At 41.9% G+C, this 22,627-nt stretch carries 19 protein-coding genes; 6 read left to right on the forward strand and 13 right to left on the reverse strand.

Features of this window, described 5'->3' with window-relative positions; translation table 11 throughout:
• Window positions 1-6: 6 nt before the first annotated feature.
• The 9 genes from bamA to rpsB all read right to left on the reverse strand — a co-directional run bounded on the left by bamA (window position 7) and on the right by rpsB (window position 10,064).
• Window positions 7-2,478: an outer membrane protein assembly factor BamA gene (bamA, locus tag AADY36_RS11270; RefSeq protein ID WP_054562042.1), complete on the reverse strand. Its 2,472-nt coding sequence runs from the start codon at window positions 2,476-2,478 to the stop codon at window positions 7-9.
• A gap of 106 nt (window positions 2,479-2,584) precedes the next feature.
• Window positions 2,585-3,937 (reverse strand): sigma E protease regulator RseP, encoded by a 1,353-nt coding sequence (gene rseP / locus AADY36_RS11275; RefSeq protein WP_054562043.1) that lies wholly within the window; start codon window positions 3,935-3,937, stop codon window positions 2,585-2,587.
• Between the two features lies 1 nt (window position 3,938).
• Window positions 3,939-5,138: a 1-deoxy-D-xylulose-5-phosphate reductoisomerase gene (gene ispC / locus AADY36_RS11280; protein ID WP_272982828.1), complete on the reverse strand. Its 1,200-nt coding sequence runs from the start codon at window positions 5,136-5,138 to the stop codon at window positions 3,939-3,941.
• A complete protein-coding gene (locus AADY36_RS11285) occupies window positions 5,135-6,001 on the reverse strand; it encodes a phosphatidate cytidylyltransferase (protein WP_054553119.1) in 867 nt (288 codons plus the stop codon). The genes ispC and AADY36_RS11285 overlap by 4 nt, the downstream gene beginning before the upstream one ends.
• A 22-nt stretch (window positions 6,002-6,023) precedes the next feature.
• Window positions 6,024-6,803: an isoprenyl transferase gene (locus AADY36_RS11290; protein ID WP_054553120.1), complete on the reverse strand. Its 780-nt coding sequence runs from the start codon at window positions 6,801-6,803 to the stop codon at window positions 6,024-6,026.
• Window positions 6,804-6,907: 104 nt separating this feature from the next.
• On the reverse strand, window positions 6,908-7,465 hold the full coding sequence (gene frr, locus AADY36_RS11295) for a ribosome recycling factor (protein WP_054553121.1): 558 nt from the start codon (window positions 7,463-7,465) through the stop codon (window positions 6,908-6,910).
• 14 nt (window positions 7,466-7,479) lie between these two features.
• The gene (gene pyrH / locus AADY36_RS11300; protein ID WP_054553317.1) at window positions 7,480-8,229 is read right to left on the reverse strand and encodes a UMP kinase; all 750 of its coding nucleotides are present in this window, start codon (window positions 8,227-8,229) and stop codon (window positions 7,480-7,482) included.
• A gap of 151 nt (window positions 8,230-8,380) precedes the next feature.
• Window positions 8,381-9,232 carry a translation elongation factor Ts gene (gene tsf / locus AADY36_RS11305; RefSeq protein WP_054562045.1) on the reverse strand — a complete coding sequence of 284 codons (852 nt, stop codon included), beginning with the start codon at window positions 9,230-9,232 and terminating at the stop codon, window positions 8,381-8,383.
• Between the two features lie 103 nt (window positions 9,233-9,335).
• Complete coding sequence (gene rpsB / locus AADY36_RS11310; RefSeq protein WP_054562046.1) at window positions 9,336-10,064, reverse strand: 30S ribosomal protein S2; 729 nt, start codon at window positions 10,062-10,064, stop codon at window positions 9,336-9,338.
• 247 nt (window positions 10,065-10,311) lie between these two features.
• Here rpsB and map point away from each other — a divergent pair, with 247 nt between their 5' ends.
• The 6 genes from map to AADY36_RS11340 all read left to right on the forward strand — a co-directional run bounded on the left by map (window position 10,312) and on the right by AADY36_RS11340 (window position 19,576).
• Entirely contained in the window at window positions 10,312-11,121 is an 810-nt protein-coding gene (map, locus tag AADY36_RS11315; RefSeq protein ID WP_228482666.1) for a type I methionyl aminopeptidase, read from the forward strand.
• Window positions 11,122-11,133: 12 nt separating this feature from the next.
• Complete coding sequence (gene glnD, locus AADY36_RS11320) at window positions 11,134-13,752, forward strand: [protein-PII] uridylyltransferase (protein WP_054562048.1); 2,619 nt, start codon at window positions 11,134-11,136, stop codon at window positions 13,750-13,752.
• A 9-nt stretch (window positions 13,753-13,761) separates the two neighbouring features.
• Window positions 13,762-14,589: a 2,3,4,5-tetrahydropyridine-2,6-dicarboxylate N-succinyltransferase gene (gene dapD, locus AADY36_RS11325; protein ID WP_342408993.1), complete on the forward strand. Its 828-nt coding sequence runs from the start codon at window positions 13,762-13,764 to the stop codon at window positions 14,587-14,589.
• A 320-nt stretch (window positions 14,590-14,909) separates the two neighbouring features.
• Entirely contained in the window at window positions 14,910-15,185 is a 276-nt protein-coding gene (locus AADY36_RS11330) for a hypothetical protein (protein WP_160316765.1), read from the forward strand.
• 192 nt (window positions 15,186-15,377) lie between these two features.
• Window positions 15,378-18,488: an efflux RND transporter permease subunit gene (locus tag AADY36_RS11335; RefSeq protein WP_342408994.1), complete on the forward strand. Its 3,111-nt coding sequence runs from the start codon at window positions 15,378-15,380 to the stop codon at window positions 18,486-18,488.
• Between the two features lie 11 nt (window positions 18,489-18,499).
• A complete protein-coding gene (locus AADY36_RS11340; protein WP_239963201.1) occupies window positions 18,500-19,576 on the forward strand; it encodes an efflux RND transporter periplasmic adaptor subunit in 1,077 nt (358 codons plus the stop codon).
• A gap of 580 nt (window positions 19,577-20,156) precedes the next feature.
• On the opposite strand, the gene AADY36_RS11345 is transcribed toward AADY36_RS11340, so the two are convergent.
• From AADY36_RS11345 to AADY36_RS11360, 4 genes are all read right to left on the reverse strand, one after another.
• A complete protein-coding gene (locus AADY36_RS11345) occupies window positions 20,157-20,870 on the reverse strand; it encodes an RHS repeat-associated core domain-containing protein (protein WP_342408995.1) in 714 nt (237 codons plus the stop codon).
• A 21-nt stretch (window positions 20,871-20,891) separates the two neighbouring features.
• Window positions 20,892-21,107: a hypothetical protein gene (locus AADY36_RS11350; RefSeq protein WP_055021930.1), complete on the reverse strand. Its 216-nt coding sequence runs from the start codon at window positions 21,105-21,107 to the stop codon at window positions 20,892-20,894.
• Window positions 21,108-21,244: 137 nt separating this feature from the next.
• The gene (locus tag AADY36_RS11355) at window positions 21,245-21,631 is read right to left on the reverse strand and encodes a hypothetical protein (protein WP_239964809.1); all 387 of its coding nucleotides are present in this window, start codon (window positions 21,629-21,631) and stop codon (window positions 21,245-21,247) included.
• Window positions 21,632-22,224: 593 nt separating this feature from the next.
• Complete coding sequence (locus tag AADY36_RS11360; protein ID WP_239964562.1) at window positions 22,225-22,623, reverse strand: hypothetical protein; 399 nt, start codon at window positions 22,621-22,623, stop codon at window positions 22,225-22,227.
• Window positions 22,624-22,627: the final 4 nt, after the last annotated feature.

The raw sequence follows: 22,627 nt of genomic DNA on the forward strand, positions 1-22,627 counted from the left end.
ACTCCTTTAGAATGTATTACTAATGTTAAAGCTGATGGTCTTCGTATCGTCATCTTCTTCTTTTTGCAATGGATACGCAAAACTGATCAGCATTGGACCCATAGGAGAGATCCATTGTAGAGAAAGACCGGTTGAAACCCTAAAGCGCATTGGATCTGAGTAATCATCCAATTTTGCACGTTCATCTGTTGAAAGGTTTTGATAACGGTCAATATTAAACTCTGTATCCCATACATTTGCAGCATCTACGAAGAAGCTAGTACGTACAGAGCTGGTGTTTTCTTCATCTAAGAAAGGTGTTGGAACAATAAGCTCCATCCCTGCTACCGCTTTGGCATTACCACCAATTCGGCCTGCTGTTTGTAATTGGTCAAATTCTGATGCACCACCAATGCTACCTGTTGTCGTACCATCAGGTAACGGTGTACCAGGAATGCTTTGCGGAAAACGTGATACAGCACGTGGTAAGATCGTATTACGGTCAAAGCCACGTAGTTCCATTTCAGTAATTCTGAAGAACTCTTGGAACGGCAGTGTTTGGTCATAACCATTGGTTGTACCGTAACCATTACCGTAACCAAGTGCCGCACGCGTTGAGAACACCCAGCGGTGGTCATTACTGATTGGCCAGTAGAAACGCGAGTCATAATTTAGCTTAAAGTACTGTAAATCAGAGTTTGGCGTTGTCGCAGTTAAGTTAAGAGATTGGCGCGAACCTGCTGTTGGGAATAAACCACGGTTAACAGTTACACGTGACCAACCTGCACTTAACTCGTACTTAGTAAAGTCAAAGCCTGCGTCTGGATTTTCAGGGTCTAAGAATGTTTCACGAATAACACGTGTTTGCTCGTATTCTGCAATATCAGACAGCTCTTCTTGCACCCAACGAACACCAAAGTTAATACGGTTTACAGCATCGATTGGGAAACCAATGTTTGTACCAATACCATAACTCTTCGATTTATAGTCGATTAGGCTGAATTTACTTGCATCATAGTTACTGTAGAAGATACTACTACCTTGCGATACACCGTCTGGCGTAAAGTAAGGGTCAGTGTATGACACACTAATACGCTCGGAACCACGTGAAGTATTGATGTTGAAACCAATTTGGTTACCGGTACCTAAGAAGTTTGATTCACTCACACCAATGTTAAATTGCAGACCCAAGTAAGAACCATAAGCAAGGCCTGCGTTAAAGCTACCTGCAGATTGTTCTTTCACAGTAAAATCTACATCAACTTGGTCATCTACACCTGGTACTGGTACAACATTAAAATCAACGCTTTCCATGTAAGGTAAACGCTGGATTTGCAGTTTAGAGCGCTCAAGGCTTTGGTTTGATAACCATGCACCTTCAAGCTGTGTCATTTCACGACGAACCACTTCATCAGAAGTATTTTGGTTACCGCCCACAATGATACGACGAACATAAACACGTTTGCCCGGATTAACAGAAAGCGTTAATTGAACTTCTTTGTTTTCGTCATCAATCTCAGGGATGGTACGTACTTCAGCATTGGCATAACCAAAACGTGCTAAGTAGCTTTTGATAAACTCTTCTGATGATGTCACCACAGAGCCGTTATAAAGCTCGCCAGTTTTTAGCGGGATAACACTCTTAATAAGCTCTTCACGGCCTAACAAGTCACCAATAAAGTCAAAGCCTTTAACTTTGTATTTAACACCTTCGGTGATATTTGCTGTTACATAAACAGAATCACGCTCAGGGCTAACTGATACTTGTGTCGAATCGATATTAAAACGTAGGTAACCACGGTCTAGGTAGTAACTGCGGATTTTCTCTAAATCGCCTTCGATAGTTTGCTTTTGATAACGGTCGCTCGACATGAACTGCCACCAAGGCAAATCTTGTTGAGACTCGGCTAACTTAAGAAGCTCTTCATCTGAGAAAAGCTCGTTACCAACCAAGTTGATTTGACGAATTGACGCTGCGTCACCTTCATCAAATGTGAATAAAAGTTTTACACGGTTACGCGGTAACTTAGTAATGCTTACATCCACTTTTGCATTGTATTTACCAATACTGTGGAAGAATTCAACTAAGCCTTTTTCAATGTTATCAAGGACTGTTTTATCAAGCGGCTCACCAGTACGGATATCTTGCTGGTCTAGCGACTCATTAAGTTGCTCATCTTTGATGTCTTTATTGCCATCAAATTCGATCATGCTGATCGTTGGGCGCTCAGTCACTCGGAAGATAACACTGTTGCCATCACGTAATGCTTTAATATTGTCAAAGTGACCTGAACGATAGAGAGCCTTTATGGTTCTAGAAATTGTGTACTCATCAATATTATCGCCCACGTTGATCGGAATATGCGTTAACGCTGCACCCAGTGCAACACGCTGTAAACCTTCAACTTTTAAATCATCTACAATAAAGGAGTTTTGGCCTAGGGCTGCAAAGCTAGCACCTAATAAACTTGAAACTGCCAAATGTTTTTTTATAGCCATTTTGTTATCTTTATCCTTTACAACTGTATTACCGCTCAACACCTTATAAATTTAACTTTTGCGGTGTTTTACAATCGTGTTCAAATTGGAATTTTTCGCTTACTTGTTATAAACGCGATACATCATTGAACAAAGCGAAACATGTTAAAAACAGAAGCAGCAAGGCCCCCACTTTAAAACCAAATTCTTGCGTCTTTTCAGAGACCGGCTTTTTGCGAAAAAGTTCAATTATGTAATACATTAAGTGCCCACCATCTAGCACTGGCAGCGGTAATAAGTTAAATACGCCAAGGTTTACACTAATTAATGCTAAAAAGCTTAAAAATGCAACCAAGCCATAGCTTACGCTAGTTCCCGCGCCAACTGCAATGCCCACCGGGCCACTTAAATTTTTAACCGACACCTGACCGGTAATTAAATTACCAATCATGTCAAAACTAAGGGTAATTAAACGCCATGTTTCTTGTATGCCCAGCACAATACTATCGACAGGGCCATAATGTCTAGTTTCAATATAGTTTTCTGGCCATGGCTCAACCACTGGAGACACACCTAAAAAGCCCTGAGCAACGCCCGCATCATTGGTTCTGCTTTGTGGCGTCACTGACAGCTCTTTTATACTATCTTGCCTTTGTACACTAAATTGTAAGGATTTGTTAGGTGATTGCTGAATTAGTGAAACTAACTGGGTCCAACTGCTGATATTTTCACCATTTACAGCAAGAATTTTGTCTTTAATCTGTAAGCCTGCAGCTTCTGCCGCCGAGCCTTTACTGATCATTGCCACTTCTAAAAGTGCTTTAGGACGAAACGGCACAATGCCAATCGAGGTTAATGGTGGTACGTCTTGTTGATCTAATTTCCAACCATCTAAGTTAAGAGTACGCACATGCTTTTGATAATTCTGATCACGAAGCGTTACCACAACACTTTGCTCACCTAAGCGGCTCATTAGCGAGAATGTTGCATCTTGCCAAGTATTGATATCGTCTTCACCAATTTTAATAATTTGCTGATTTGGCTGAATATTAGCAGCTGCGGCACGGCTGCCTTGAGACACCTCACCCACCACAGGTTTTAATGACTGAACGCCGACCATATACATTACAGCAAGGGCAAAAATAGCGAATAAAAAGTTTGCCATCGGGCCAGCAGCCACAATCGCAATACGTGCTTTTACTGATTTAGCATTAAATGATAAATGTCGCTGCTCTGGCGGGACTTCGTCAACACGCTCATCAAGCATTTTGACATAACCACCTAGTGGGATTGCTGCAATCACATATTCGGTTTGCTGTTTGTCGTACCACTTGATCAACGGCTTACCAAAGCCAATTGAAAAACGCAGCACTTTCACGCCGGCTTTTCGCGCAACCCAGAAATGACCATATTCATGCACAGTCACTAAAATACCCAGAGCAAGAATAAATGAGCCAAGATTCCAGAAAAAATCAAACATGCTAGTTGATGCCTCTTTTTACAAACTCAGTCGCTTTTACACGTGCAGCTTGGTCGCAAGCTAAAATCTCATCGAGGGTCTGCACGTTGATATTTTGTGTTGCATTAAGCGTTTCAGCGTTAATTCGATAAATATCTGTAAAGCCGATTTGACCATTTAGAAATGCTGCAACCGCTATTTCATTCGCCGCATTTACTGTGGTGGTTGCACCTTGCCCCATTTCACACGCATCAATGGCAAGTTTTAAATTAGGGTAACGAGCATAATCTGGTTTAGTGAAAGTAAAATCTGCCATTTGTGAAAAATCGAGCGGTTTTACACCCGCATCGACACGCTCAGGAAAAGCTAAAGCATGAGCAATTGGTGTGCGCATATCTGGATTGCCCATTTGCGCAAGCACTGAGCCATCTTGATATTGCACCATAGAGTGAATAATACTTTGTGGGTGGATCACCACTTCAATATCACTGGCACAGCAGTTAAACAGCCACTTGGCTTCTATAAACTCTAGGCCTTTATTCATCATAGTCGCTGAGTCGACAGATATTTTTTGTCCCATTGACCAGTTTGGATGTGCCACTGCTTCTGCAACAGTCACTGATGGTAGTGTCGATAAATCACGTTTTAAGAAAGGACCACCAGAACCTGTAAGCAAGATTTTGCTCACGCCATTGTCGGCAAGTAGGCCAGATGCATTTTGTAATGATGCTGGCATACATTGGAAAATCGCATTATGTTCGCTATCGATAGGCAGTAAAGTGGCGCCATGTTGTTTTACTTTATCAATAAACAACTGACCCGACATAACTAGCGACTCTTTATTCGCTAGCAACACTTTTTTGCCTGCTTCAACTGCACTTAAAGTCGGTAACAGACCCGCTGCACCTACTATCGCCGACATCACTGCATCAACATCGGTATGTGCAGCAAGCTCACACATCGCATCAACACCTGCTAGCACATGTGTGTTACACGAGCTATTTGCAAGTAAATTTGATAGCGCACTAGCGGCTTGTTGATCAGCCATTACAGCAAACTTAGGCTGATGTGCGACACACAGTTCAGCCATTTGTTCGGCATTTTTACCCGCCGCTAAAGCAAAAACCGCAAAGCGCTCTGGGTTTCTAGAAACAACATCTAAGGTGCTTAAACCGATTGAACCAGTTGCGCCCAGTACGACAAGTTGCTCTACTTTGCTCATAAACTCAGTGTCCATGCGTAGCAAAGTACAAAGATTGGCGCAGCTGCGGTTAAGCTATCGATACGATCTAAAATACCGCCATGACCTGGTAAACATGAACCGCTGTCTTTCAAGCCAACTTCACGTTTAAACATACTTTCGAGTAAATCGCCTACGGCTGAGAATAACGCGATAAATGCAGTCATCACGGCATAGATTGGCCAAACACTCATATCAACATTAGTGAAATGGCAAAATGCTAAAACAAAAACAACCGAAGCCACTACACCACCTAATAAACCTTCAATTGTTTTATTAGGACTTACCTTTGGCATTAGTTTACGTTTACCTAAGTTCTTACCAGTAAAGTAAGCACCAATATCTGCGCTCCACACAATACCAAGTACAACTAAAATTAACATTGAACCAAAGTGAGTAGATTCGCCATAACCTGCGCTACGTAGTGTATTTAGTGCAAGCCAAAGTGGCACTAGCGTTAAAAAGCCTGCAATGGCACGCATTACAATGCCTTCATTCCAAGCCTTTGCCATAGCTGGGTAGCGCCAAACTAAATAAGTTGCCACAATCCACCATGCAAATGACAAGGTAAATAGGTAGTTTGCATCACCCACTAATTGACCATTTTGCCAAAGTGATTCAATGGGCCAATGCCAGTTCAGTAATGCCAAAAATGCAGCCGTTGCTGCAACAAATCCAAAACGTTTAACTTTATCGCATAGGCCCATAAATGCAGACCACTCCCATGCACCGAGTAAAACAATACCGGCGGCGATATAACTAAATAGTGTTAATGGGGTATAAAAAACCAAAATAAGTGCAAGTGGTGCCAACACGAGCGAGGTTAAAATTCGTTGTTTTAGCAATGTGTGTACCTTCAACTAGTAATTAGGTCTCGGCGAGTAATTGTTTTATTTGTTCGCCTGTACAACCAAATCGTCGCTCTCTGGCAACGTAACATGCGATAGCGTCAGCAAATGCAGCTTCATTGAAGTCTGGCCAAAGCGTATCGGTAAAGTAAAGCTCAGCATAAGCCGCTTGCCATAAAAGGAAGTTACTGATGCGTAAATCTCCACCGGTGCGGATCATTAAATCAAGCTCACCTTGGTCGGCCATACTCATTTGTTCAGCCATTAGCTCTTCAGTAATATCTTCTGCGGCCATTTCACCGGCTGCGACTTTTTTCGCAAGCGTTGTTGCGGCGTTAGTAATATCCCAACGTCCACCATAATTAGCTGCCACGTTTAACTGTAAACCCGTATTATTACGAGTTAATTCATGGGCTGCATCAACTTTATTGCGCAAACCTTCTGAAAAGCGTGATAAATCACCAATTATGTTTAGCTTTACATTATTTTTATGAAGTTTTTTAACTTCTTTGCCCAGTACAAATAAAAATAGCTCCATGAGCGTATTTACTTCGTCTTCTGGACGTCGCCAATTTTCGCTACTAAATGCGAATAGTGTTAACGACTGTATACCTAAGCGAGTACAAAATTGCACTGATTGACGAACCGCATCAACGCCCTTTTTGTGCCCATAAACACGTGGGCGATTTTTCGCTTGTGCCCAACGTCCGTTGCCATCCATGATTATAGCGACATGCTTAGGCAAACTTTGCTGGGAAATTTTATCAGCGTTAAGAACCATAAATATCGAGTATTCCATAAAAAAACGCCGTCTAGTATACCCTAGACGGCGTTTCAAAACTAATAAATTTAGTTACGCCTGTTTACTTACAGAATCAATGCCTGAAAGATAAACAGCGGTTATTAGATTTCCATTAACTCAGCTTCTTTTGCAGCTAGTTGAGCGTCCATCTCTTTGATGAACTTATCAGTAAGCTTTTGGATCTCGTCTTCTGCTTGACGTGCTTCATCTTCAGAAATGTCTTTTTCTTTCAATAAGCTCTTAATGTCGCCATTTGCGTCACGACGGATGTTACGTACAGCAACACGGCCGCTTTCAACTTCACCACGTACGATTTTGATAAGGTCTTTACGACGCTCTTCTGTAAGTGGAGGAAGTGGAACACGAATAACAGTACCTGCAGACATTGGGTTTAAACCTAAATCTGAAGCCATGATCGCTTTTTCTACTGCTTGCGCTAGTGACTTATCAAATACGCTAATTGCAAGTGTACGAGAGTCTTCAATTGTTACGTTAGCAACTTGGTTTAATGGCGTGTCAGCACCGTAGTAAGACACTTGAATACCGTCAAGTAATGCTGGGTGCGCACGGCCTGTGCGAATTTTAGATAATTGACTGCCTAGTGCCGCAACACTTTTTTGCATACGTTCTGACGCATCTTTTTTGATATCGTTAATCACGGTTCAATCCTAATCTATTTGCTAGTTTCATCTGAGGCTTGTGAAGAGATAAGCGTTCCTTCATCTTCGCCCATAATAACACGCTTAAGCGCGCCTGATTTATTCATGTTAAATACGCTTAATGGCATGTTGTGGTCACGCGCCAGCGTAAATGCAGCTAAATCCATAACCTTAAGCTCTTTATCAATGATTTCATTGTAGCTTAAGTGGCGATATAGTGTAGCGTCTGGGTTTTTCACTGGGTCATCAGAGTAAACACCATCCACTTTAGTCGCTTTGATTACAGTATCTGCTTCAATTTCAATACCACGTAAACACGCTGCTGAGTCAGTCGTGAAGAATGGGTTACCTGTACCCGCTGAGAAAATTACAACGCGGCCAGATTTTAATAGGCTGATAGCTTCTGCCCAGTTGTAAGCATCACACACACCGTTCAGTGGGATAGCAGACATTAAACGACAATTTACAAATGCACGATGCAGTGCATCACGCATTGCTAAACCATTCATTACAGTCGCAAGCATACCCATATGGTCGCCAACTACGCGGTTCATACCCGCTTCTGCTAATGAACCACCACGCAAGAAGTTACCGCCACCGATAACTAAACCTACTTCTACGTCGAGCTCTACAAGTTCTTTAATTTCTTGAGCCATACGGTCAAGTACTTTTGGGTCGATGCCGAAGCCTTCGTCTCCCATTAATGCTTCACCGCTAAGTTTAAGAAGAACACGTCTAAAAATAGGTTTACGATTGATAGTCATAATATTTGGGCCAGCCTTAGTAATGAGATAAAAAATAACCGCGCTATGGTTACACATAAAACGCGGTTATTTTAAAGAATTTTCATCAGTGACGCAAAAGCTAATAGCAGATTAATTTCATCTTATTGCCCTACGTCACTAAGTTAGAAAATTACTCGCCTTTTGCAGCAGCGATTTGAGCAGCTACTTCAGCAGCGAAGTCTTCTTCTTTACGCTCGATACCTTCACCAACTTCTAAACGGATGAAGTTAGAAACAGTTGCGCCTTTCTCTTTAAGAATTTCGCCAACTGATTTTTTAGGTTCCATGATGAAAGCTTGACCAGTAAGAGAGATCTCACCAGTGAATTTCTTCATACGACCGATAACCATTTTCTCAGCGATTTCAGCAGGCTTGCCTTCGTTCATCGCGATATCGATTTGAACTGCTTTTTCTTTTTCAACAACGTCAGCTGGTACGTCTTCTGGGTTTACGAACTCAGGCTTAGACGCAGCTACGTGCATAGCAACTTGCTTAAGTGTTTCTTCGTCAGCTTCACCAACTACAACAACACCGATACGGTCGCCGTGGCGGTAAGAAGAAAGCTTGTCACCGTCGATGTACTCAACGCGACGAACGTTGATGTTTTCACCGATTTTAGCAACTAGAGCAACACGAGTTTCTTCGAATTGTGCTTTAAGTGCTTCGATGTCTGCTTTAGTTTCTGCAGCAGCGTCAAGAACTTGGTTAGCGAAACCAAGGAAGTTAGCGTCTTTAGCAACGAAGTCAGTTTGACAGTTAACTTCAAGAAGTGCAGCGAAACCGTTACCTTCTTTGATTAAGATTGTACCTTCAGCAGCGATGTTACCTGCTTTTTTAGCAGCCTTTGCAGCACCGCTCTTACGCATGTTTTCGATCGCTAACTCGATGTCACCGTTAGTTTCAGTTAACGCTTTTTTACAATCCATCATGCCAGCGCCAGTACGCTCGCGTAATTCTTTAACTAGGGCAGCAGTTACAGCCATTAGAATATCCTCAATTGAATTCTGTTATAGGGAAGCGGTATAGGCCGCTTAACAAGAATAACAAGTCTTCACCTTAAATAGATGAAGACTTGATGACAGCTAATTACTCAGCTTCTACGAAGTCGTCTTTCTCAGCTTGAGCAACGATGTTGTTCTCACGACCTTCAGTGATCGCAGCTGATACAGCGCCTGTGTAAAGTTGGATAGCACGGATCGCATCGTCGTTACCAGGTACGATGTAATCAACACCGTCTGGGTTAGAGTTAGTATCAACGATAGCAACAACTGGAATACCTAGGTTGTTAGCTTCACGGATAGCGATGTGCTCGTGGTCTGCATCGATAACGAAAAGCGCGTCAGGAAGACCGCCCATGTCTTTGATACCACCAAGGCTCTTTTCAAGCTTTTCCATTTCACGAGTAAGCATTAACGCTTCTTTCTTAGTTAATTTCTCGAAAGTACCGTCTTGGCTTTGCGCTTCAAGGTCTTTAAGACGCTTGATTGATTGACGAACTGTTTTCCAGTTAGTCAACATACCACCTAACCAACGGTGGTTTACGTAGAACTGCTCGCTTTGGATCGCTGCTTCTTTAACTGCTTCGCTTGCTGCGCGCTTAGTACCAACGAAAAGTACTTTACCTTTGTTAGAAGCTGCGTTCGATAAGAACTTAAGTGCTTCGTTGAACATTGGTACAGTTTGCTCTAGGTTGATGATATGAACACGGTTACGAGCGCCGAAGATGAAAGGCTTCATCTTAGGGTTCCAGTAACGTGCCTGGTGACCAAAGTGAACACCAGCTTGAAGCATATCGCGCATTGAAACGTTTGCCATTTGTATAATCCTCTATAATTTAGGGTTAGGCCTCCACATATCCCATAGCACCAACACCGTAGTTAATTTGTAACTTAAGTGCACCCAAGTGTATGTGACGATACGTGTGTGTGTTAAAATAAAATTGTGTTTGCCTTAAATACAAAAAATCAGTTAAGAATTTATTTGTAAAAAGACGGCGCGCTTTATACCATATTAAAATTGAAAACTCAACGTCTAGTGCAAAATTTGTGCACTAAAAACTGACCTGAAAAACAACTTTGGAGCCTCAATGAGTGCTGTGATCAAGACCCCTGAAGAAATCGAAAAAATGCGTGTTGCCGGGCGCTTAGCCGCCGAGGTACTAGAAATGATAGAACCGCATGTGGTGCCAGGTGTAACCACAGATGAACTAAATACAATTTGTCATGATTATATTGTTAATGTTCAAGATGCTATTCCAGCACCGCTTAATTATCACGGTTTCCCAAAATCAATTTGCACCTCAGTGAACCATGTAATTTGTCACGGTATTCCAAATGACAAACCACTTAAAGAAGGCGATAGCGTAAATATCGACGTAACTGTGATCAAAGATGGCTATCACGGTGATACATCGAAGATGTTCCACGTTGGTACGCCTAACATTCAAGGCAAGCGTCTTGCTGATATCACACAAGAAAGCCTTTACCTTGCGATTAAAATGGTAAAACCAGGCGTACGCTTAGGTGATATTGGTGCTGCAATTCAAAAATACGCAGAGGGCTTTAGCTATTCAATCGTTCGTGAATATTGTGGTCACGGCATTGGTGCTGAGTTCCACGAAGAGCCACAAGTAATGCACTATGGTAAAGCAGGTACTGGCGAAGTATTAAAAGCAGGTATGTGCTTAACAATCGAGCCTATGGTTAATGCTGGTAAACGCCAATGTAAGCTACTAAAAGACAACTGGACTGTCGTAACAAAAGACCGTTCACTGTCTGCACAGTGGGAACATACACTGTTAGTGACTGAAAATGGTGTTGAAATTTTAACGCTCCGATCAGATGATACTATTGACAGGATCATCGAACACTAGGAGCCAGCCCCAGTGGCATTACCCAATAAAGTAAAAAAGTTGCTCAGCCAAGCTGAGCAACTTAGCGATTATCGCGACTGTTCTAGTTATTTTTATAAATGGCTACAGAACGAATTCTCAAAACAACCCGTTAGCAACTTAATTAATGCCCGCGCTGAGTTTATCGACCGCTTATTAATTAAACTGTTTCACGATTACGATCTTGCTCACGAAAGTGATCTTGCCCTGATTGCTGTGGGTGGTTATGGTCGTGGCGAACTACACCCCTATTCCGATATCGACTTTATGTTGCTAGTAAGCGAGCAGCCAAGTGAAGCCGTGTGCGAAAAAATTGGCCAGTTCGTTACCATGCTTTGGGATCTAAATTTAGAAATTGGTCACAGCGTTCGCACTATAGAACAAGCATTAGAACAAAAACGCGAAGATGTGACATTTGCCACCAGCTTACTCGAAAGCCGATTAATTTTCGGTAACCATATCGAATTCGAAAAATTAAAAAATCATTTAATAGATACGCCTATTTGGCGCTCAGACGAATTCTTTTTGGCAAAAGTACAAGAACAAAGTTTACGCCATAAAAAATGCCATGGTACTGCTTATAACCTTGAGCCGAATATCAAAGAAAACCCGGGGGGCCTGCGCGACTTACAGACCATTATTTGGGTTGCTAAAAAGCACTTTAGAGCCGAAACATTACAAGAACTCATAAATCACGGCTATCTTACTCACGAAGAATACCAAGAGCTGTCTGAGTGTTTAGAAAACCTATGGAACATTCGTTTTGCGCTGCACATCGCTGCGGGTCGCTCTGAAAACCGCTTATTGTTCGATCATCAACCTAACGCCGCTGAAATTCTTGGCTTTGGTAGTGATGGTAAAGCCTCGGTCGAGCGCATGATGAAACGCTTATTTAGGATCATGAGCCGCGTACGTGAGCTTAACCAAATGCTGCTTTCATACTTTGAGCAAAGCATTTTACCGGGTGCCGGTGAGTTACCTGTGATTGAGCTTGACCGTAACTTTGAGCGTATTGGCCATCAAATTCGTGTTAAGAACCCATCGGTGTTCTTCCGCCGTGATCAGCTATTTGTGTTGTTCGAGCATATTGCTGATAACCCAGAGATCACCCATATTTACCCAAGTACCATACGTACAATGCGCCAAGTTCGCCGTCGTTTATTGGGTGATTTACAAGACTACGCCGCCTGTCGCGAAGCATTTTTGCGTTTAATCAAACACCCTAACGGTATGGGCCGCGCATTTACGCTGATGCACAAGCACGGCATTATTGCTGCCTACTTACCACAGTGGCGTAATATTTTTGGGCAAATGCAGTTTGATTTATTCCATGCCTACACCGTGGATGAACATACCCATAAACTCATCAACAATATTTATAAGTACTTTGATAAATCAAAAGTCAGCGAATTTCCGTTATGTAGTGAAATTGTCACTCGCATGGACAAGCCTGAGTTACTTTATTTAGCCGGTATTTTCCACGATATTGCTAAAGGCCGTGGTGGCGATCACTCTGAGCTTGGTTCAGTTGATGCAATTGCGTTTGCTAAGCTACACCGCTTCCCAGCCTCAGATGGCAAGCTGATTTCGTGGTTAGTGGCTAATCACTTACTTATGTCGGTTACAGCGCAGCGCAAAGATATTAATGACCCAGATGTGATTAAAGACTTTGCCAGTAAAGTGAAAAATGAGCGCCAGCTTGACTACTTGTACTGCTTAACGTTAGCCGATATTCGCGCAACTAACGATAACCTGTGGAACGATTGGAAAAATACCCTACTACGTGAGCTGTATTTACACACCCAGCGCGCGCTTCGTTTAGGGCTTGAAAACCCAATGGACCAACGTGATCAAATACGTGATAAAAAACAGCAAGCCAAACAGCGCTTACTGAACCACGGTTGTAACGAAGATCAAATCGACTTAATTTGGAGTCGCTTTAAAGCCAATTACTTTACCGCTTTTAGCGAGCAACAGATTTCGTGGCACACAGAGCACCTACTAAGCTGTGAAGATTTAAGCCAGCCTAGCGTTGCCGTGTCTAACACCGCAATGCATGGTGGTACACAAGTATTTGCTTATAGCCCTTACTCAGGTGGCTTATTCGCCCGTTTGGTAAGTGTAATTGGTTCGAAAAAAGCACAAATTCAACATGCGCAGGTACTGACCACTAAAGATGGCTACGTGCTATTTAGCTTTGTTATTTTAGAGGTCAATGGTGACCCGATTGCGAGTAACCGTTCGCAAGGCATTAAACGTGCTTTAGATCTTGCAATTAGCGACCCGAAAAAGAAAATTCGCCTTAAAAAGAATCGCTCACAGCGCTTCAAAGACTTTAATATCAAACCAAAAATTGTGCTTAGACCGCATGCCCGTAAAGACCGCAGCTTAATTGAAATTCAAGCGGTGGATATTCCGGGTCTATTAACAAAAATTGCGGAAGTATTTCAAGCGCACTTATTACATATTCATGCCGCACGGATCACCACAGTTGGTGAGCGTGCAGAAGATTTCTTCGTGGTATCAAATAACGAATACCAAGCATTAACAGACGAAGAACAGGCTAAAATTCATCAAGCATTGCGTAAAAAACTCAACGCAGAAACCGAATAAGAGGATCTTATGTCAGATTTAAAAACCATGATCGAAAACGCCTGGGACAACCGCGATAGCATCAGCCAAAGCACGGTATCAAGTGAAGTAAAACAAGCTATTATCGACGCGCTTGAATTACTTGATAGCGGCGCTGCACGTGTTGCTGAAAAAATCAGTGGTGAATGGGTTGTACATCAATGGTTAAAAAAAGCGGTGCTACTGTCTTTCCGTATTCGTGATAACCAACCAATGAGCGATGGTGTTAATCAGTTTTACGACAAAGTACCACTTAAATTTAGCGACTTTACACCAGAGCAATTCCAACAAGGCGGCATGCGTGTTGTGCCTAATGCTGTGGCACGTAAAGGCAGCTTCGTAGGTAAAAACGTAGTGCTTATGCCATCTTATGTCAACATTGGCGCCTACGTTGATGAAGGTACCATGGTTGATACATGGGCAACGGTTGGCTCATGTGCACAAATTGGTAAAAACGTTCACTTGTCGGGCGGTGTAGGCATTGGTGGTGTGCTTGAGCCACTACAAGCTAACCCAACTATTATTGAAGACAACTGCTTTATTGGCGCACGTTCTGAAATTGTTGAAGGTGTTGTAGTTGAAGAAGGCGCCGTTATCTCAATGGGTGTTTACATCAGCCAAAGCACACGTATCTATGACCGTGAAACTGGCGAAATCCATTACGGCCGAGTACCAGCCGGTGCGGTTGTTGTTCCTGGTTCTTTACCGTCAAAAGATGGTTCGCACAGCCTATATGCTGCCATCATCGTAAAAAAAGTAGATCAGCAAACTCGCGAAAAAGTAGGTATTAATGCCCTACTTCGCTCGATTGATGAATAACAAGACTGAGCTTTAAGCCGTCAGCCGTCAGCCGTCAGCCGTCAGCCGTCAGCTTTAAGTTTTAGAGATTAAGAAGCGCGATGCTAGCTAGTTTCGCGCTTTTTTATTATCTGTAATGCAATGATTTTTAGCTAGTTTGTTGAGATATACCCGCAAATATGTTTTAGTATAAAAAACAAACAAAAATAATAGTGAAAATGTTTAAGTCTTTTCGGAGTTTTACCCACACGGAGTTATTTTATTACACAGGGTTATTCTACCTTGTGGCAATCTTGCTGTTTGTATCACGTAGTTACCTATACGAATTTTTTGTAACTGATATGAATTCACATCGCATAGAAGTTAAAGAACTTGAAGTTGCTTTAACATCGCACGTTAATAAAGATTATGTTTTTGAAGCATTGCAAACAACCTTAGATGGCCTTGCAACCCCAGATCGAGTTGCAGTTAAAATCCAGTGTTATACGGTTTTCTGTGATGTTAGTTTTACGAACCCATTTATCACCATTAACGACCACAATCACTACAGTGCAGAAGTAAAACGTGTGTTTGAGCAAAATGTGGCTTCCCTTAGCCGAAAAGATACTGCTCACTAGTTTCAGGCGCTATTACTTAATGCTTAAAACTTAAAGCGCCTCAGCTAAATTGTTACATCTTATTTCAAATACACATTTTATCGCTTAATTACGGCTATTCAGCGTTACTTCTGAAACACATTTCATTTACCTCACTGGCACTTTTTTTACATCGCACTACAATGCACACAAACTGATTTTGGAACACACACAATGAATCTGACACGTAGTTCGCTGAAAAACCCTGCGAGTGTTATTGTCATCTTGGTGTTGATTATGTTGTTTGGCATGTTGAGTATTTTTAAGCTGCCAATTCAGCTCACACCAGATATTGAGCAACCGCAGATCACTATTTTCTCTGGCTGGCGCCAAGCTGCACCTGAAGAGATTGAATCGGTGATCATTGAGCCGCTCGAGAACGCAGTAAAAAACACTCCGGGTGCGCTAGAGGTTAATACTTACATTAACCGTGGCAATGGCTCGATCACGTTGACTTTTGCTGTTGGGCAAAACATGCAACAGGCGATGCTTGATGTGTTAACAAGCCTAAACCAAGCGCCGCCTTTGCCGTTAGATGCATTTGATCCTGTGGTGTTTGCAGGCGGTAATAATGGAGAAGCCGCTGCAACGTTACTGGTCACCCCAAAAGATTTTAATAGCGACAGCCTTGATTTAGACATGGCGCAGTTCCAAAAACAAATCGATGAATTTGTTGAGCCCCGTTTGGCACGTATTCCTGGTGTTGCCCGCGTTGATTTAGCCAGTGAGCGACCAAAAGAATTACGTATCACCTTTGACCCTCACAAAGCCGCCGCACTTGGCGTCAGCCTTGACCAAATCAGTAACGTATTAGCCAGCTCACGCGATACCTCTGGTGGCCTTGCCAATGTTGGCCGTCGTCAATATACCGTACGTTTTACTGGGCAATATGATTTATCGAGCATGGCACAAATGCGCGTTGGTTATTCAGGCGATAGACCCATTTACCTTGGCGATATTGCAAGTGTAGAGCGCACTTTTTCTGACCGTTTAGGGATGAGTGGTCGAAATGGTAAACCCGCGTATTACATTCGTATTTCGCGCGCTAACGAAGCCAATACCGTTGCCCTACTCGACGAAATTAACCTTGCCATTAAAGAGCTAAACGAAGGGCCGCTGGCTGAAAATGGCTTATCGATTGAATTAAGTTTTGATGCCTCAGTGCATATTCGTAATGCCTTGTCCTTGGTTAAAAGTAACTTAGGCCTAGGTGTTTTGCTGTCGTGTTTAATCTTGTGGTTGTTCTTTAGGGGCTTAAAGGCCACGTTTGTCATTGCAGCGACAATTCCTGTTTCTTTATTAATCGCGTTTTTAACGTTAAATATTTTTGACCGCAGTTTAAATGTTATTTCACTGGCGGGTCTTGCCTTTGCGGTTGGCTTAGTACTTGATGCCGCCATCATTGTGCAAGAAAACATCGCAAGGCTCAGAAGTGAAGGCTTTGATAGTAAAAAAGCCGCGCTAAAAGGCGCAGCTCAAGTAACTGGCGCTTTATTTGCTTCAACCACCACTAGCGTTGCTATCTTCTTGCCAATTTTATTTATGGCAGGTATTGAGGGGCAGTTATTCTCTGATTTGGCGCTCACCTTATCTATTGCTGTTATTGCCTCTATGATTTGCGCAATTACACTTATTCCGTTGGCTAACCATTTTTGGCCAGACAAAGAGCTAAAAGCGGATCCTTATCGTGAATATTGGCAGAAGCTAACTAACTTCATCATGGCGCTTACCAATACCCGCGTTAAACAAATAGTATGGATAGTGTCGTTATTGGGTGGCTCACTCGTCGCGACCATGACCATGCTCCCGAAAACTGATTTTATGCCGCGCGCACCAACCGATGGCTTTTTCTTTAACTTAAATACCCCGCCTGGCGGCAATGTGCAGTTTATGGAAGAAGAGCTGCTGATGCGTATTAAAAAGCGTTTAATGCCTTATTACACAGGTGAAAAAGAGCCGGGAATTAAAGATTTTAACTTTTATGCTTTTGGTTCGAACGCTGGCGGCTTTATTTATTCTGCCGATCCGCAACGTGTTGAAGAATTAATGAAGGTTGCCCGAGAAGAGATCTTCATTGATTTGCCCGACACCCAAGTATTCTTCTTTAGAGGGTCGATGATCCAAGTTGCTAATGGCGGTGATGGTCGCAATATCAATATCGATTTAACGGGTCCGAATATGGACGAGCTAATAGCCGGTGCTAATGTGGCGCTGCAAGCTGTCACCGACGCAATGCCGAATGCCACTGCAAGGCCACAACCACGACTCGATATGGCAGAGCCAGAACTTAGGCTCACACCTAATGACCGCCGTATAACCCAAGCAGGGCTAACTCGTCGTGATGTATCTCAAGCAGTGCAAGCCTATACAGGTGGGTTATTTGTTAATGAATACTTTGATGGCAACGAACGCATGAACGTGATTTTGCGCGGTATACCGTGGCAAACTCCAGAGGAGCTTAAAGCACTGCCTATTGTAACCCCGCAATCAGGTATTCAAACTTTAGGCGAACTTGCCAATATTGAGCGCACCGTAGGCCCAACCCAACTTAGACGTGTTAATGGCCGCCGTACCGTGAGTATTGTTGTCACGCCACCAGCAGACATGAGCTTGCAACAAGCGCAAACTATTCTCTCAGAGCAAGTTATGCCAAAAGTTCGTGCAAGCTTGCCTGACAGCTCTGGCGCGATTTTGGCGGGTAACGCACAAAAGATGAATTCAGCCATGCAAGAAATGACTATCAACTTTATCTTGGCTCTGTTTATTTTATTCTTGCTAATGACCGCATTGTTTAAGTCAGCCAAAGACAGCGCGTTAGTTTTACTTGTCATGCCATTGGCAATTGCAGGCGGTGTACTGGCTTTATTTGTACTTAACTTATTTACCTTCCAATCGCTCGACTTACTAACCATGATTGGCTTTATTATCTTGCTGGGTCTGGTGGTAAATAATGCCATTTTATTGGTTGACCAAACCCGCGTTGCGATGGCCGCAGGACTCAGTCGAGAAGACGCAGTTCGCCAAGCAGTTCTGCTGCGCGCAAGACCCGTTTACTTAAGTACCTTAACCAGCTTATTTGGCATGCTGCCACTGATGCTAATGCCGGGGGTAGGATCAGAAATTTACCGTGGCCTTGCCACTGTGATTGTCGGCGGCATGGCCATTAGCGCCCTATTCACCCTGATATTAATGCCAAGTTTATTACAAGTTGGCAGACAGCTGCCGCCCGTTAATAACAAACAGCAACCAGAAAAAACGCCTTTAAGCTTGGTATCGAATCAATGAGTATTAAAACAATGAACACACCTTTTCGTAAATTAACCGCTCGCTTTTGTGCGCTATTCAGCCTTATCGCATTTAACGCCTTTGCAGTCGTACCTGTTACAGTAGAAACCGTCACACAAGCCCCGCTGACAAGCGAAATTGAAGTAAGCGGCACTTTGTATGGCAAAGATGATGTAACCCTAACAGCAGGCGTAAGCGGCCGTTTATTATATGTTGTTGAGCCAGGTACTCTGGTTAAAAGTGGCGACACCCTAGTTCGTATGGATACCTTACCGCTTGAACTTGAAAAAGCACGCCAACAAGAAATGCTCAATCGCGCCAAAATAAACTTACGTTTATATCAACAAGAACTCGCTCGTTTACAAAAACTCGCCAAAGCCAGCAGTGCTGCAGCAAGCCAAGTCGATGATATGCAAAATAAGCATGATCTTGCGTTATCTGATATCGCACTGGCTAAGGTTGAATTAAAAGTAATAGACGATCAGCTTTCGCGTGCAACAGTGCGCGCCCCATTTGATGGCGTGATCAGCGAGCGTTTTAAACGCGCTGGTCGCGAAATAAATCGCGCAGATGAACTGGTCACTCTGCTCGATATTAATAACTTAGAAGTGCGTTTGTATGTACCTGTTAAATACTTAAAGTTTTTACACAAAGGCATAGAGTTACCAATTCAAGCCGGCGACTTATCAGCCCCTGATATGACAACAGCCACCATAACAGCGGTGATCCCATCAACCGATCCGCGTTCACAAACCGTAGAAGTACGTGCCCTACTAGCAAATGATGCCGAGCAAACATGGGCAATTGGCCAACTGGTTGATGTAGCCGTGCCACTAAAAAGCAAAGGGGACGTACTACTGGTGAATCGCGATGCGCTGATTTTACGCAAAAAAGGCACCCATATCGTCAAAATCGACAACGACAACAAAGCCCTGCAAATTCCCGTAAAAGTAGGTAATGGCAAAGATAAACTTGTTGAAGTCACCCCGACTTCTAACATCACTTTAAATGCGGGCGATAAAGTGGCAGTACGCGGCGCCGAGCAACTACAAACCGGGCAAGAAGTCGAAGTTCAGGTAAAGCAATAACTGCAAGGCTTGAGATGACTGCCAGCTATTTAATATTTTAAGAGCTGGCAGTTATGATAAAGGGTAGTAATGATTATTAAGAGTTGCGCTTGTTTTTGACTTTCTAGGAAGCAAAAAGCAAGACAAGACCCCTTTATTTTTTTGGTAAATGTTATGACCGGGTATGAGATAACGTATAGTGGAAATTTGGCCTGACTAAAAAATCGTTCGATAAAAGCGTGGGAAAAACCGTCATAACCCTGCCAAATTTTATGATAAATAATTTGGTAAACGTTATGACGATAATTTTGTAAACAACACTTTAGATTTAATGGAATTGAATTATAAGAGGCGACCTATTTAGTTGACCCTTTATCACTTTTCTTTTTCTCAAACCTAATAAAGGTAAAATTAAACAATAAGATTAATCCAATAAATATAACTAATTTAACAAGAATATGATTTTCATCAAACAAGTATAGAACTATCAACGTTGATATAAATACACTTATATAAATATATTTACTAGAATATATTTTATAAATTTTTTTAAAGTATTCTCGGATCATAAACTTAATTCCTCTAAAGCACCATTTTTAATTTAACAACTTTCTCTTTTTATCCTCGTCCCAGTACAACTGACCTTATCCTTAAATGGCACTCGGTCTGTAGTTTCGTCGGGCGATTCATTTCTCTCCTGATTGTTTATATCGCCGTGAATAGAGTGATAAATAGTTTCACCACCTGAGTTGATAACTTTATATGAGTTCCCCACCTCTTTGTAGCCAGAATCGTTATCAAAAGTTGACGTAATTTCGAGTTCTGTTATTACTTCAATTGTATCACCCTCAGAAAGAGCAAACTCAACTTCAGTAAGATAGGAGTCGACAGCCATTCCAATAGGCGCTAAGTATGGATGAATGCGAGCTGCAATGGCTCCGGCTGCGGCAGCCGTAAGATTGTTAACATGCCCAGCATTTGTATTTATTCTCTCGGCCTCCTTTCGCGTTAGCGGACCTACTTTATAGGAAAACGAAATACGCTGCCCAGTTTGACCGTTAGGATCAACCATATTAGCCGGATCATTACCTACATACGCATACATATTCATCCCATCTTTATATCCAATGGGATCAGTCTGCATAAAACGCCCTAACTCAGGGTGGTAAACCCGTGCTTTGTAGTGATAAAGCTTAGTACCTGGGATTAAGATTTGCCCAGTGTAACGGAAACGCGATGAGCTGGAATTAATTGGCTCTCCAAATGGGCCATATTTATGTGTTGCTATTATTGAACCAGAGCCATTCGTTTTCACTAATAAGTTGCCACTTCAGACTTACCAAGGGCAAAAAGCAAGACCTGACCCCTTCATTCCACCACCAAAAAATGACACCAACATTTCTTGACCGGACATACTTCCACCTTTGGAGATATAATCAAAAGTAAGGCCTACATTACCGCCTACAAAACCACAGACTATTGTTTGTAAAAATTCACCTGTAGGATCAACCATATTAATTGGATCATTCCCCACATAAGCATACAAATTCATCTGATTTTGAACTAAAGATCAAAAAAACACAGCTGCCTGCTTGGCCGGAGTTTTCTAATGGGTGGCCCTTTTGGCTCCCTCGCTCAAAACTAAGCCTCTGTTAAGAGGCTTATATTCATGCGGCAAAAGAACCAAGATTATTTATAGTCACTTTCGAGTTCAAGGTCAGATACTATTAGCTTTCTTAAGCTCTCTAAAACCAGCAAATACATGGCGTACTCATGGTACTTTAGATGATATTTTGAAAACCAAGATTTAAAATCAGTATTTTCAAATAGTGTTAACTTTTGTAGTTTAAGTAACTTTTCAGAGCGTCCGGAAATAGTCTGTTTAGAGTATTTATAGGCTACACCTTCGATAACTTCAGAATAGAATAGGACTTCGTCATATATTGAAAATTGATCTTCTTCTAATGCAAAACACTCAACCCCGATAGCTTTAATATCTTTCTTTGCCTTTTCAAATTGCTTAGAACTTAAGTTAAACAAATTTTGAACTTGTTGTTCTGAATCGCTTAAATTCATAACTCTAATTTTTTCCGTATGTTAATGTTTTCCAGTTAAACTCTATTTTGAATTCTCCATCTTTTCTAGTAAATATCGTTGAACCATCAATATGGTGCTTTTTCCTAGCTCATTTTTTATTGAAATTACTGTTATGAGGGTCAAGTCTTGTTTTTTGCCTTATGAAAGCAAAAAGCAAGACCTGACAACTTTTACAAATTAGTTTTCTTATGAAGAAAGTACAAAGCGAGTAAGCCCAGTGCAGCTTGATAAACTATAACGAACCCTACTTGAATAATAGCTGTTGTAATTTCATCTGAAGATTCAGTAGTAAGTATGCATTTTTAGAGACTATTGAAGTAACCAGTAGTGCTCCTAACGTTTTCGATAACAAATACTGCTTCATAACAAAAAGCACGGAAAAAATTACAGAAACGATGATGTTTATAATCTCCCATTGAGAAAGATGTAGAAACTGCGTAAACACATGTAGCAAAATACCGATTATGGGAAGAAACAAAAAGAAAAATATAACTATCAGTTTCTTAATCATCTTTATTCCACCTTTAAATTAAGCTCTTAATTTTTTTGACTTTTTAGAAGAAAAAACAAGTTCAGGGCCCTTTGGCTTCCTTGCTATCCAGAGTACCTACCTTAATTCCGATGACAGTACCAACAATCGCAAAGGCTATACTCAAAGGCACTTCTACAAACCATAAAGGTGGGATAAATAACATTTGTAATAGTATCGATACCATTACTGTTCCCACTATAAAGCTCAGTAAATATACACTTAGGGCATAATTCCAAGCTTTTACAACATTGCGCTTAGCCATAACGGTATAAATAGCTGCGCTCAATAAATAAGATGGTAATAACTGGTATGTAAAATATTTGCCGAATGAGAGTGAAGCTAAGTTATCACTACCAATTATTAGAGTGATAAAGGTACTTAATACGGTATTCAAAACCAGCATGACTAAAGTGTATTTTACTATCCTTAAACTATTCAATTTG

The sequence above is a fragment of the Pseudoalteromonas sp. D15MCD-2 genome (genome assembly GCF_038562745.1).
In the GTDB taxonomy this organism is placed as follows: domain Bacteria; phylum Pseudomonadota; class Gammaproteobacteria; order Enterobacterales; family Alteromonadaceae; genus Pseudoalteromonas.

Excerpts from the sequence above, each read along its gene's own strand:
- rseP (WP_054562043.1), bottom strand. The coding sequence starts at position 3,937 with ATGTTTGATTTTTTCTGGAATCTTGGCTCATTTATTCTTGCTCTGGGT.
- AADY36_RS11290 (WP_054553120.1), bottom strand. The coding sequence starts at position 6,803 with ATGGAATACTCGATATTTATGGTTCTTAACGCTGATAAAATTTCCCAG.
- tsf (WP_054562045.1), bottom strand. The coding sequence starts at position 9,232 with ATGGCTGTAACTGCTGCCCTAGTTAAAGAATTACGCGAGCGTACTGGC.
- dapD (WP_342408993.1), top strand. The coding sequence starts at position 13,762 with ATGTCAGATTTAAAAACCATGATCGAAAACGCCTGGGACAACCGCGAT.
- AADY36_RS11355 (WP_239964809.1), bottom strand. The coding sequence starts at position 21,631 with ATGAATTTAAGCGATTCAGAACAACAAGTTCAAAATTTGTTTAACTTA.
- AADY36_RS11335 (WP_342408994.1), top strand. The coding sequence starts at position 15,378 with ATGAATCTGACACGTAGTTCGCTGAAAAACCCTGCGAGTGTTATTGTC.
- ispC (WP_272982828.1), bottom strand. The coding sequence starts at position 5,138 with ATGAGCAAAGTAGAGCAACTTGTCGTACTGGGCGCAACTGGTTCAATC.
- pyrH (WP_054553317.1), bottom strand. The coding sequence starts at position 8,229 with ATGACTATCAATCGTAAACCTATTTTTAGACGTGTTCTTCTTAAACTT.
- AADY36_RS11330 (WP_160316765.1), top strand. The coding sequence starts at position 14,910 with ATGAATTCACATCGCATAGAAGTTAAAGAACTTGAAGTTGCTTTAACA.
- AADY36_RS11350 (WP_055021930.1), bottom strand. The coding sequence starts at position 21,107 with ATGAATTTGTATGCTTATGTGGGGAATGATCCAATTAATATGGTTGAT.
- bamA (WP_054562042.1), bottom strand. The coding sequence starts at position 2,478 with ATGGCTATAAAAAAACATTTGGCAGTTTCAAGTTTATTAGGTGCTAGC.
- rpsB (WP_054562046.1), bottom strand. The coding sequence starts at position 10,064 with ATGGCAAACGTTTCAATGCGCGATATGCTTCAAGCTGGTGTTCACTTT.
- AADY36_RS11340 (WP_239963201.1), top strand. The coding sequence starts at position 18,500 with ATGAACACACCTTTTCGTAAATTAACCGCTCGCTTTTGTGCGCTATTC.